Source organism: Oceanobacillus sp. FSL K6-0251 (assembly GCF_038004725.1).
GTDB classification, from domain to species: Bacteria; Bacillota; Bacilli; order Bacillales; family Amphibacillaceae; genus Oceanobacillus; species Oceanobacillus oncorhynchi.
Genome location: NZ_JBBORS010000001.1, coordinates 1,673,466 through 1,685,644, shown reverse-complemented (window position 1 = coordinate 1,685,644; position 12,179 = coordinate 1,673,466). Strand labels below are relative to the sequence as shown.

The 12,179-nt window shown below is 34.6% G+C and carries 12 protein-coding genes; all 12 read right to left on the bottom strand.

Annotation, left to right across the window (positions count from 1 at the left end):
• Positions 1-126 precede the first annotated feature (126 nt).
• The gene (locus tag MKY45_RS08610; RefSeq protein ID WP_256706006.1) at positions 127-687 is read right to left on the bottom strand and encodes a hypothetical protein; all 561 of its coding nucleotides are present in this window, start codon (positions 685-687) and stop codon (positions 127-129) included.
• A 55-nt stretch (positions 688-742) separates the two neighbouring features.
• The gene (locus MKY45_RS08605; RefSeq protein ID WP_042533217.1) at positions 743-1,942 is read right to left on the bottom strand and encodes an FAD/NAD(P)-binding oxidoreductase; all 1,200 of its coding nucleotides are present in this window, start codon (positions 1,940-1,942) and stop codon (positions 743-745) included.
• 834 nt (positions 1,943-2,776) lie between these two features.
• Positions 2,777-3,673 carry a LysR family transcriptional regulator gene (locus MKY45_RS08600; RefSeq protein ID WP_341172832.1) on the bottom strand — a complete coding sequence of 299 codons (897 nt, stop codon included), beginning with the start codon at positions 3,671-3,673 and terminating at the stop codon, positions 2,777-2,779.
• A 384-nt stretch (positions 3,674-4,057) separates the two neighbouring features.
• Positions 4,058-5,143, bottom strand: a complete 1,086-nt coding sequence (locus MKY45_RS08595) for a sensor histidine kinase (protein ID WP_341172831.1) — start codon at positions 5,141-5,143, stop codon at positions 4,058-4,060.
• The gene (locus MKY45_RS08590; protein WP_256706003.1) at positions 5,130-5,813 is read right to left on the bottom strand and encodes a response regulator transcription factor; all 684 of its coding nucleotides are present in this window, start codon (positions 5,811-5,813) and stop codon (positions 5,130-5,132) included. Before MKY45_RS08590 ends, MKY45_RS08595 begins: the two co-directional genes overlap by 14 nt.
• Before the next feature lie 33 nt (positions 5,814-5,846).
• A complete protein-coding gene (locus MKY45_RS08585) occupies positions 5,847-6,467 on the bottom strand; it encodes a peroxiredoxin family protein (RefSeq protein ID WP_042533206.1) in 621 nt (206 codons plus the stop codon).
• 16 nt (positions 6,468-6,483) lie between these two features.
• Positions 6,484-7,242 (bottom strand): cytochrome c biogenesis CcdA family protein, encoded by a 759-nt coding sequence (locus MKY45_RS08580; RefSeq protein WP_042533204.1) that lies wholly within the window; start codon positions 7,240-7,242, stop codon positions 6,484-6,486.
• Positions 7,239-7,895, bottom strand: a complete 657-nt coding sequence (locus tag MKY45_RS08575) for a hypothetical protein (protein WP_042533201.1) — start codon at positions 7,893-7,895, stop codon at positions 7,239-7,241. Before MKY45_RS08575 ends, MKY45_RS08580 begins: the two co-directional genes overlap by 4 nt.
• Positions 7,896-8,279: 384 nt before the next feature.
• Positions 8,280-9,239 carry a thioredoxin-disulfide reductase gene (gene trxB, locus MKY45_RS08570; RefSeq protein WP_256706002.1) on the bottom strand — a complete coding sequence of 320 codons (960 nt, stop codon included), beginning with the start codon at positions 9,237-9,239 and terminating at the stop codon, positions 8,280-8,282.
• Between the two features lie 282 nt (positions 9,240-9,521).
• Complete coding sequence (locus MKY45_RS08565) at positions 9,522-10,193, bottom strand: ArsR/SmtB family transcription factor (RefSeq protein ID WP_042533197.1); 672 nt, start codon at positions 10,191-10,193, stop codon at positions 9,522-9,524.
• A 378-nt stretch (positions 10,194-10,571) separates the two neighbouring features.
• Positions 10,572-11,531: a cation diffusion facilitator family transporter gene (locus tag MKY45_RS08560; protein WP_042533195.1), complete on the bottom strand. Its 960-nt coding sequence runs from the start codon at positions 11,529-11,531 to the stop codon at positions 10,572-10,574.
• A gap of 185 nt (positions 11,532-11,716) precedes the next feature.
• A complete protein-coding gene (locus tag MKY45_RS08555; protein WP_042533193.1) occupies positions 11,717-12,040 on the bottom strand; it encodes an ArsR/SmtB family transcription factor in 324 nt (107 codons plus the stop codon).
• Positions 12,041-12,179 lie beyond the last annotated feature (139 nt).

Here is a 12,179-nt window from a genome sequence, read left to right as displayed (position 1 = left end):
CAGCTATTCTTCCTTCTTCCCAAATTATCGCTTCACCAGTTTGTTGACAGCCAATTAAATAAGATTTTTTGTGCTAAATTTTCATCAAAAAAGGAGCGAAAAATATGCCTTCTCCTTCATCATCTATTATGTTTCTTTGTCTGCAACTTCAAGGAATGATTCTAAATATCGGAATCCTTTTTGAATGGTTGGATCCTTCAATAAACGGTACATTCCATATAAGGAAAAATTAGCAGTATTATCATTCTGTTTGTACTGTTCATTTGTCTCCTTTATAACCTTGACTGCCTTATCCAGTGGAATAATATCATTTATTCCTTTTAATGCATATTCAACAGATGCTGTATCGTTTAAAAAGTCATTAACGAACTGAGAAACTTCATCAGCCTTCTTTAATAACGGGACTAATTTAGGCAATAAATGCATCAGTTCCAGAAGGGAAGTTAAATGTTCCTGGTTAATATGCAGGTTTTCTATTTTTTCTTCTATTTCATTACTAATAGTAGATAATGATTGTTTGTCTTCGATGACATTCTCAATAAAATCCAATTTATCATCCAGCTTCTGTACTCTTGACACAAAATCAGGGAGTTTTTGGACGAGATAATATAGAGCGTCTACCTGTTCCTTTTTCTCCAGTTCTTGTATTACATCATCCATCGTAGACTGCTTTTGAGTAGTGTCCAATTTTGAAACCTCCTTTTCATGAATATACTAATATTCATAAACTTGTATTATTTCACTACATCGTTCCTTTCAACATTCCATTCCAGTACATTATTGGCAGCAGATTTTTCTTCACAATATACATACTGCTTCTTTCTTTTGATTGGTCAATTGGAAAAGTTTCCTGTGGATTTTTATCATAATCAAATTCCGCCATCACTAATTTGTTGACACCTGTCACCAAGGGACAGGATGTATAACCATCATATTTTGCTTTCATCTGTCTGCCATTCATAATAGAAAGAATATTTTCAGCAACTACAGGGGCTTGTTTACGTATAGCTGCTCCTGTTTTAGACGTTGGAAGACCGGATGAATCACCAGCGCTAAATATATTTTGGAACGTTTTATGTTGAAGTGTGTAAGGATCAACATCCACCCAACCGGCTGCATCTGCAAGCGGGCTGGCCGCAATAAAGCTGGGAGCCCCCATTGGCGGCGTAACATGGATCATGTCATAATTAACTTCCATTTTTTTATTTGTTTCTATATTTTCAAAGACCGCTAATTTATTCTCCCCATCTATTTCAATCAAATCTGTCATATAAGTGGTTTCGATACCTTTTCGATCAATAACCTGTTCTAATGTTTTCGCATAGGTCGGAACTGCAAAAATATTACCTGTACCAGAAATAAATTGTATGTTTGTTTTTGCGCGGACACTAGATTTGTTGAAATAATCATCTGCCAGGTACATAATTTTTTGTGGAGCTCCCCCGCACTTAATTGGGGTGCTCGGTTGAGTAAATATGGCGTTTCCACCTGAAAAGTTTCTAATATTTTCCCAAGTGCTTTCCACGAACTCGGGTGAGTAATTACTGCAGACACCATTTTTTCCAATTGCTTCTTTCAGCCCTTTAACTCTGTCCCACTTTATTTCAATACCAGCTGCTACAACTAGAAAATCATAATTAATCTGTGAGTGTGCATCTGTTATAACTGAATTTGTATCTGGGATAAATTCTGTCACATTTTCTTTAATCCATTGAACGCCGTCAGGCATAAGGGTTTCCTGTTTTCGATGAGAATCTTCTAATTTAGATTGACCGCCGCCAACTAACGTCCATAAAGGCTGATAATAATGGTCCTCTGAAGGATCAATAATCATTATATTTTCTTTTAAATAAGGTGCATTTCGAATGATTCGAGATGCAATGGAAATCCCCGCTGAACCCGCACCAACAATAACAATTTTTGAAAATTTACTTTCACTCAATTTTTCTCCCTCCTAATTAGTCGTTTTAAAGATAGGTTGAAAAAATTCTACTTAATTAATCAAAGCTTCTCAGGTTACATTACTTTGATCAGCTTTATCTGAGAAATCAATTAATCATAAATTTGCTGTTATTATTATCCTACTATATAAAAACCTTTATAAATTATAGAAGAATGTTATGGGCCATAATATTTTATTATTCTTTAAAGGAAAAACCGTTTTCACAATAAACCCCGGTTTAAAAATACATTTGGCTCTTCAGGTTACATTGTCAATGCCAGCTCTAAATCAAGCTCTAACAGTATTTTCAAAAGGCATCAGACAGTATAGATTATATTGTGAGTTAAACTTATCTCGACATCGGAAAAGTGCGAAAAGAAAATTTGACAAGCCTTATACAATTAACGATTTATTAATAGAGGATTCCGTATTCTTTTCTCAAACGTATTAAATGGACATGCTCATGTAGATATCTATATTGGAAATAATCAGTTTATCTATGCAGACACAACTACTGGTGTAGCTGCTTTATCCTTACATATCTCTTACTAAAGCTCAGATTCTGATAATTATAAGGGTTCATTAATTTCACTTCATAAAAAAAAATCTGTACCATTGCTATTTTCCTTCATAGCTGGATACAGATTTCCCCTGATATTTTCCTGATTTTGAAAAATACTTATTTTTTGTCTCTCCCCTTAAAAATACTATTTTGAGTATAACTGTACAAACTTTAAACTCATCCCGTATTAACAGGAGTCATTTACATACTGCCTGTCCTCCACAATAGACTTTAGGAACTTCAGACCTTCTCTATATGTAAAAAATAATAGATTAAAAGTTAGATTTCCGATCTTTTAAAAATTGAGTAAATAAATTGATGCTATTTTTGGGAAATCTTGTTGTTCTTTTTACAATCCATAAATCTCTAGAAATAGTTATATTCGAAATAGGCATATGTGTAACAGCCCCTAATTCAAGTTCATGCGCCACAGAAAGTTTAGGGATTATTCCAACACCAAGACCAGATTCAACGCCGCTGATAATTGCCTGGGTACTCCCAAGTTCTAAATATTGTCGTATTTCTTCCAAAACATTATTTTCTGCAAATACCGATTCTATAATTTTTCGCGCACCTGCATCCTTTTCCCTTAAAAGGAGCCTTTCCTCCGTTAAATCTTCTATATTTATCCTCTCTTGATTTTTCCAGCGGTGGTTTTTCGGAATTATCAGTATCAGCTCATCTTTGGCAAATTTCTCAATGTGAAAATCTTTATGCATAACCTTCCCTTCTACTAAAGCGATATCGATTTCCGAACTTTCTAATTTAGAGATGATGGTAGGTGTATTTCCGATAGCTAAACTAAATTCAATATTTCTGTATTTTTTTTGAAACTTACCTAACACTTTTGGCAGAAGATATTCTCCGATTGTTAAGCTGGCTCCAACATGTAATGTTTCCTCTTTATCATTAGATATATTGCCCATTACTTCTTGAGAACGTTTATAGTATTCAACGATTTCCTTAGCGTATGGATATAATTTAGAACCTGCATTTGTAACACGTATTGTACCGCCATCCCGATCAAACAAAGCAACACCATAATGATTTTCCATTTGTCGTATTTTACTCGTTACTGCGGGCTGCGTTACATAGCTTGATCGAGCTACTTGGCTAATACTGCCCTGTTCAATTACCTTACAAAACATTTCCAAGTTATCTATATTCATAGTAATAACCACCTTTTTCATAGAGAGATTCAAAAAAAGACATTTTAAAATCATATTTGCTAAAATTCTTTATGTCTATGCGTATAATTAGTGTTAATACTCTTTAACATAATTATTCATTTATCTCACTATGTAATTTCTATAAAATTTCTTTATCCATTTTTATTATTTTCTTACTGGATAAACATAAGCTACAAAACGGTTTGGAGCATTACTAACCATATGAAATGGTTAACAGGAAGTTAAAACAAGAACTATCGTGTCTTCCAGCAATCGTTTATTTCAGATTTTCTCCAGTTACCATAAATAAAGGGGATGGTTTTTAACATTCAATGCAATTAGTTTATCAATTATCATTCTCTCTATTAAAGGTTAATACATATTTCAGGAGAAAGGAATAATAAACCAAAAAGTATGTATATGCCCTTCCGTATGGACACCTATTTTCCCGTGGTGCCGTTCAATAATTTCCTTTGAAATCGCAAGCCCTAAGCCGGATTCCCCAAATTCACGTGACCTGGAAGTTTCTACACGATAAAATCGTTCAAAAATCCGTTCTTTATCTTTTTCTGGAATCTTTCTTCCAGGACCTGTTATAGAAATTTTATATTCATCAGCGTTTTTTTCTCCTTTTATGGTAATTGGCCCTGCGCCTTCATAATAACGAATGGCGTTATCTATTAAATTGCTGATAACCTGAGAAATACTTGTACGATTTATAACAGCTGTACCTTGATGGGCATCAATCTCTATATCAATATGCTTCTTTTTCAAGGACCACTGAAATATTTTAATTGATCTTTCAATGAATTCTTGCATATTTATTGGTTCTTTTTCGTAAAAAGAATATGCTTGCATATCGTCCCATTCCTTTAACTGTTCCATTTGTTCAACTAACTGTGTTAACTTTGACGATTCTGCATAAAGAGATTGGTATAATTTCTTATCTCCTGCCATGACTCCGTTTTGTAGAGCAAGTAAATAACCATTTAAGTTTGTTAACGGTGTACGAAATTCATGAGATAAATCAGATACAAGATTTGTCCTATGCTGTTCATTGGTTTCTAATTGTTGAACCAAATCATTAAAATGACGGATTAATTCACTTACTTCTCCATCTCCCTTTACATAAATGGAGCTTGGGTACTGCCCTTTTTTCATCTCTTTTGTAGATTGGATTAACTCTTTTAAAGGCTGGATCATTTTTTTTGTTAAATAAAAATGAATCAAACTGCCTACAATAACAGCAGAAACACTAAACAACCATAAGTATTGAAAAAGCGTTGCTTGGAATTGACTCTGCTTTTGAGCAGTCATCGAGGTTAGTCCATCTGCCAGCGTACAAGCTGTATTATAAATTGCCCAGCTGCTAAACATTACAAAAGCTACAATTATGATGATATTGATAAATGTCAATTGAAATAAAAAACATCTTGGAAGAAAATTCCTCCCCCATTTATTCTGTAACAAATTTATACCCCATTCCTCGAACTGTCATAATACGCTTTGGAGATGCAGGATTCTCTTCAATTTTTTTACGCAACTTTTTGATGTGGGCATCAATGGTTCGGTCGGATACTAATTTATCTGCATAAGGATATAATTGCTCCATTAAACTTTCCCTGGAAATCACTATATTAGGATTTTCCATAAAACAGTACAAAAGATGAAATTCATGCTTGGTTAACTCTAATTGCGTATTAAATAACAATACTTCCCCTTTTCGAGGCTTAATACAAAGCCCATTGTAAGCAATTTTTTGGCAAAACTGTCCTGTACGGCGAAGAACTGCTTCTATATGAGCAAGAAGCTCATACGGGTCAAAAGGTTTTACTAAATAATCGTCTGCTCCCATCTTTAACCCATTAATCTTATCTTCTGTACGTGATTTGGCTGAAAGCATAATAATAGAAACCTCATTACGTTCTTGTTCACGAATCCACAAACAGAATTCTTCGCCGCTTAACTTTGGAAGCATAAGATCTAGAATAATAAGACAAGGATGTTCCGTTAAAAAAACCGCTTTTGCCTCTTCTCCGTCTGCAGCTGTAAAAACTTCATAATCCGCTTTTTGTAGATAAATACGGATAAGTTCACGTATCATTTTGTCATCCTCAACAACTAATACTGTCTGCTTCATCCCCATTCCTTCTTTCTAATCTTCTATAAAAAATTACTTCATTTTCTCAAACTCTTGAACCATAAAATCATAGTTCAAAGAACCAAAGGCTTTAAATGCCACTACTCCATTTGAGTTTATCATATATGATGTGGGTATTGGTTGAATCATATATTGTTCGGCGACTTCTATTTTCTCATCCAGTAAAATTGGAAACGTTAATTCGTATTCATTTACAAAATCCTGCACCTGCTGCAGATTATTTTCTGTCTCTGTTAAATTAACTGCTAAAATAACAATATCCTTGTCCTGATAAAAGGCTTCCATATCCGGCATTTCCGCTCTGCATGGCGGACACCACGTCGCCCAGAAATTAATCATTACTTTTTTCCCTCGGTAATCAGATAACTTCACTGTTTCACCTGCCAGCGTCTGGAGTTCAAAATCTGGTGCCATATTTCCAACCTCCAGACCGACTTCCGTGTTTTCTCCTGCCGCCGAGTCCCCCTCTTCATTATCTGCTGCTTCTAATTGCTCTCTCACGTCTTCCTCTACACTGCTATTCTCTTCTACAGGCACAAATTCATCCGTGGATTGTCTGCTGGAATCTATAAAATCATACAGTGCCCACCCAATCATTCCTACAATAATCATAGTGAAAATCCATTTTTTCATTACAACGCTCCTCCTCTTAGCCTAACCTAGACAACCAAGTATCCTCTACCAAATCAAGTAAAAAACCTGAAATAAAAGGCATCCATCCAAAGAACAAAACAATACCCATGATAATCATCATTATTGCTCCAATTTTCATAATGATATTACTATGCCGGACAATCCACCTTGTTTTTCCTATAAACAAGGTCAGAACAAGAAATGGAATTGCAAAACCGATAACATATAAAAAAGTGTAGAATATTCCCTGACCAGGATTGCTTGCAGCTAAAAATAATATAGACCCAAAAATCGGCCCAATACAGGGTGTCCAACCGGCAGCAAAACCTAACCCTACAAAAAATGTGCCGACATATCCCGCTTGTTTTTTTCTTGAATGAAAACGATGCTCTCTCATTAAAAAAGGTATATTTATCCATCCTGCTATAAATAAACCCATAATGATAATAAAAATACCTGCTATTCTTTGTATAAATAATCCCGAATCTCCAAACAGCAAATTCTGTACCCATTGTCCCAGAAGAGAAGCTCCTGCTCCCAAACTAATGAACACCAGCGAAACTCCTAATAAAAAAAGCAAAGAATGAGCAAATAGTTGACGAAGAATTTGAACATTCTTGTTTCCCTGTAACTCTTTTACACTAATTCCAGTTATGTATGACATATAGGCTGGAAAAATCGGTAATACACAGGGGGATAAAAAAGATAATACGCCTGCCCCCATTGCTAAAAACATACCAGTAAGCAGCATTGTATCTGCTTCAATCATACTCATTGTTTAAACCCTCGCTTTGTTTTATAGAATAAATTGGATAATGCTAAAACAATAATAAAAAAGATACTAATAAACCATGGGTCCATCATATAACCAAAAACCGTTACGAAAGGCTGCATGAAAGATAAGGTTATTATACCGAGCGACCAGCTGCCCAGGATAATAAGCAACAATAATTTTATTTGAATCCGTTCCCTGAGGAAAAAGTATAAAATTATTAGAACAGAGAGCAGTAATAAGTATCCGAATGCATATACATTATCTTTTAAAATAATTTCAAGAAATTCGTATAAAAAAGAAGCAACTAAAAATACATGTACAAAGGATTCCATAAAAGGACACAAATCCAATTTCTTTTGTTTATCCTTATAAATCAGCATAATAATACTTGCAAACACTGCAAAATAAAAAGCCATTGAATTAGCAGGATAAGCCAGTATTGTTAATGGATCAGACAGGAAACTGGAAAGATTTAGTATGATTTTCCCTGCCCACATAAAGAGAACAAAATTAATTAGTTGGGATACGATTTCTGCTATATGCTTTTTCTTCATTTTTATAGGCAGGTTACTCATGATATAAAATGAAAGGCACCCTACCAAAAAGCTGGCAGCAATGATTCCTGCCGCAATTAATTTACTTGCTATCACCATTCAGATACTCCTCCATTTCAAACGCTCTCCTTTCCTATCGTACTTGTTTAATGTGAAAATTTGATGAAAGGATTTAAAATAACTTTTCATAATAAAACGGGTCTAATTTTTTTAGTTTCAGCAAAATGTCTGCAATAAAATAAGTAAACTCAAATGCGTGTAGTTACTGTGAAATATTCTGTGAAAAGGTTTCAAACATAAAAAATACCTCTTTAATTTAGGTTAGTTAATTTATCCATACCCACTTTCAAAACAAAACCTAAATTTACAGAGGGAACCGTTCCAACGTATTTATCTTGGGTGATTCTTTTTATAATCAAAATAGGGGTGCTGCATAATCAATTAACTGATTATGCAGCACCCCTATTTTTTATTTTTAATGATTTATAATTGTCTTTCTGGGACACTTAACACTTCAGCAAGGCTTTCCACATATTTTATTGCTGTTTCAGCTGCTATACTTCCATCCCCGGTCGCTGTTACAATTTGCCGAAGATTTTTTGCTCTAATATCACCAGCAGCAAAGATTCCAGGGATTTCTGTCTCCATATTTTCATTGGTAAGAATATACCCTGTATCGTCTGTAATACCCAATTCTGTAAACGGGTCATTTAATGGAAGCATCCCAATATAAATAAATATCCCATTTGTATTAAAGTCATAGACTTCATCAGACTTCATATTTTTTAAAGTAATACTGCTTACTTTTCCATCTGTTTCATTAAATTTTTCTGGAACAGTATCCCAAATGAAATTAATTTTTTCATTATCAAATGCGCGCTGCTGCAGAATTTTTTGGGCGCGAAGCTGATCACGTCGATGGATAATAGTGACTTTATTTGCGAATCGAGTTAAATAAACACCCTCTTCAATTGCAGAGTCTCCTCCACCTATAACAACGATATCCTTCTCCTTAAAGAATGCGCCGTCACATACTGCACAGTAAGATACACCGCGCCCTCCAAGCTCTTCCTCACCAGGAACACCAATTTTTTTGTATTGGGCTCCAGTCGCAATAATTAAAGATTTTGTACGATATTCTTTTTTTCCAGCATGGATAATCTTATAACTTCCATGATTCTCAATGGACTTGATATCCCCGTATGCATATTCTGCTCCGAATTTTTTTGCATGCTCAAACATTTTATTCGATAAATCGGGTCCTAAAATATGCTCATATCCGGGATAGTTTTCCACGTCCTCTGTATTTGCCATTTGACCGCCAGGAATTCCTCGTTCTAACATTAAGGTATCTAAATTTGCACGAGACGCATAAACAGCTGCTGTCATTCCAGCAGGTCCTGCACCGGCAATAATAACATCATACACTTTTTCTTCAGACATTTAATTTCCTCCTTAAATAAAAAATAAGTTCATTCATCCCCTCTTTCTAGAGAGGCACTCCTATGAATGTTTCCTAAATAAAATCTCTCGTTTATTTTATATTCAATTGAATAATTAAATATAAAATAAAAAAATATACTGTCAACATGATTGCTTTATTTAGTAAAATAACACTGTGCTGACAACTAAAACTAATCCTGCAATAAATTGAATTAATGTTATTTTTTAGAAGCTGCCAAGATGGCAGCTTCTATCTTATTAATTAACGTAAAATAATTATTTCTAATGACTTACGTTTAAATATTTATCCCATTCATAAACACTGTCTTCCATACTGAAAGCTGTAAAGCCATTTTCCTTTAGCTTTTGTGCCGCCATAGCAGAAGCTGCACAAAATTTCCCCCGGCAGTATACAATAATTTCATTATCCTTTGGTAATTTTTGAAGATATACATCTAAACGATCCTCTGGTACAGAAATAGCCCCTTCAATATGCCTGTAATTAAATTCTTCTTCAGTTCTTAAATCTAAAAGTGTAATATTATCTTTTTCTAATTTTTCATATAACTCTTCCAACGTAAGTACGTTAACATCATCAATATTCTCTAAAAAATCCCTTTTTATTTGATTAATATCAGAAAGATGATTTTCACTAATCTTCCATAAAGAATTTAAAAAATCAGCAACGGAGTCATCGGAAAGTGAGTAGTATGCATAAGTCCCTTTTTTTGTAAACTTTACTAATTTAGAATCATTTAGAACTTGAAGATGACGGGACACATTTGCAATGGCCATCCCGGAAAGTTCAGCCAGTTTTTCCACTGTTTTTGGTCCATGTGTTAATAAACTTAATAATTCAAGACGTTTATCACTAGAAAGGCTTTTCCCAATTCTTGATAACTGTTTATATAATTGATCTTTATATTCTGTTGCAGATAATAGAGATTCCCTCATACTCATCACCTTTTCATGAAGTGTATTTAAATTGATATTAGATTAAAATAGAATGATACAGCCAAGTATAAATGTAAATTTCACCATATCAACTATTCAATTGTTTAATTGAATTATATAGTGAAAAAGATTTTTAGTCAAGTGTTACCTCAGCTTTACCGCGTTAATAAGAGTTTTTTTAATAAGTACAATTTTTCTAAGAAAATTAAAAAAAGTTTTTCGTTGTATTCTTACAAAGTGAGAATGAATTAAAGTTGATTTAACATATACTCTAAAATTTCATAGTCCATCCATTACTGCAAACAAAAATAGAGACTTCCATTCTTCCTGTGAAGTCTCTATTTTAAAACTCTTAGATTTGCGCCCTGGCCTGCTGAATCAATGACTATGCCCATGATGGTGATGCTCTTCCATCACATACTCTGCCTGACACATAATTGTATCTTCATGAGGATGCTCCCCTGTTTCTACTTGAATCGTGACATGACCGATATTCTCTTGCTCCAATTCATGCTCAATTTTCCGGAGCAGCTGCTGACTTTCTTCCACAGTCATCTGGCCATCGACAATAATATGGCAGGAAAGCACATTCTGTCCGCTGGTTACACTCCATACATGCAGGTCATGAATTCCCTCGACACCATCTATATCACTCATCTTTTGAACGACATTTTCTAAATTCACGTTGGCAGGGGTCCCTTCCATCAATACATGGATAGAGGCTTTCGTTACCCGCCAGCCGCTTACTAAAATAAGCAATGCTACCAGCACACTTGCCACCGTATCTGCCCAAGTCCATTGAAAGAAAATGATAAGAAGTGCTGCAATAATCGCACCTACTGATCCTAATAAATCACCTAAAACATGAAGGAAAGCAGCTCGCATATTCAAATTATTTTCTGTATCTCCGCCGCGCAGCATGATAAATGCTACAATAATATTGACAAGTAAACCAATAACAGCAATGATTAACATTCCCGTGGAAGCTACTTCCGGCGGATCAAACAATCGCTGATAACCTTCATAAAAAATATAGATGGATACAATAAGTAATGTGGCACCATTGATGACCGCTGCCAGTATTTCAAAGCGCTTGTATCCATATGTCTTCCCGTAATTGGCAGCTCTTTCTCCCAATTTAAAAGCAATTAATGCAATTAATAAAGAGATGGAATCACTCAGCATATGTCCCGCATCGGCTAAAAGAGCTAAGCTGTTTGTCAGCAAACCTCCAATAACTTCTATAACCATAAACGCCGTGATAACAAGAAAACTAATCAGCAGCGTCTTTTTGTTTGCACCATGTGTATGATCATGGCTGTGATGATCGTGTCCCATGCTAAAACCTCCTTTATGTTTATATTCATATATACGCATATAGTTCGCTTGCAGAAATCTTCCGCCTGCCTTCTAATTTAAGAAGCACCGCTATTTTTTTGGATATATCTTTTCATCATTAGGTTAGTATGTAATCATATACAAATATTAAAACGATTACTTTTATAACATCAATGGTTTTGATACTAACTATGACAAGCATGGTCTATCATTTGTTTTAATATCAGCATAACGTGCTCATCATCATGAGAATAGTAAAGCGTGGTTCCTGCCCGGCGATATTTCACAAGCCGAAGATTCTTCAAAAATCGCAATTGATGAGATACGGTCGATTGCCTGATATCCAACGTATCTGCAATTTCATTAACGGAACATTCTTTTTGAAAAAGCAGATGAAGAATTCGGACTCTTGTCGGGTCTCCTAATGCTTTAAAGGTCTGTGTAACGATAAATAATGTTTCTTCATCGATTTCCTTAGAAGGACTATTTTCAAACTCCAGCTCTTCCATTGTTTTATTGGCCTCCCTTTTAACTGTTGTTACTTATTAATTTGCTTATATGAACATATTAACATATAACCATTTAACTTTCAATGAGAAGCCTTTTTGTATCCTTCTTTTTAGAAGGCATTAAATACAAAAAGGCAGC

Coding starts and splice junctions, on each gene's coding strand:
- MKY45_RS08575 (WP_042533201.1), bottom strand. CDS start 7,895: ATGGTGATAGCAAGTAAATTAATTGCGGCAGGAATCATTGCTGCCAGC.
- MKY45_RS08590 (WP_256706003.1), bottom strand. CDS start 5,813: ATGAAGCAGACAGTATTAGTTGTTGAGGATGACAAAATGATACGTGAA.
- MKY45_RS08585 (WP_042533206.1), bottom strand. CDS start 6,467: ATGAAAAAATGGATTTTCACTATGATTATTGTAGGAATGATTGGGTGG.
- MKY45_RS08565 (WP_042533197.1), bottom strand. CDS start 10,193: ATGAGGGAATCTCTATTATCTGCAACAGAATATAAAGATCAATTATAT.
- MKY45_RS08580 (WP_042533204.1), bottom strand. CDS start 7,242: ATGAGTATGATTGAAGCAGATACAATGCTGCTTACTGGTATGTTTTTA.
- MKY45_RS08555 (WP_042533193.1), bottom strand. CDS start 12,040: ATGGAAGAGCTGGAGTTTGAAAATAGTCCTTCTAAGGAAATCGATGAA.
- MKY45_RS08600 (WP_341172832.1), bottom strand. CDS start 3,673: ATGAATATAGATAACTTGGAAATGTTTTGTAAGGTAATTGAACAGGGC.
- MKY45_RS08560 (WP_042533195.1), bottom strand. CDS start 11,531: ATGGGACACGATCATCACAGCCATGATCATACACATGGTGCAAACAAA.
- trxB (WP_256706002.1), bottom strand. CDS start 9,239: ATGTCTGAAGAAAAAGTGTATGATGTTATTATTGCCGGTGCAGGACCT.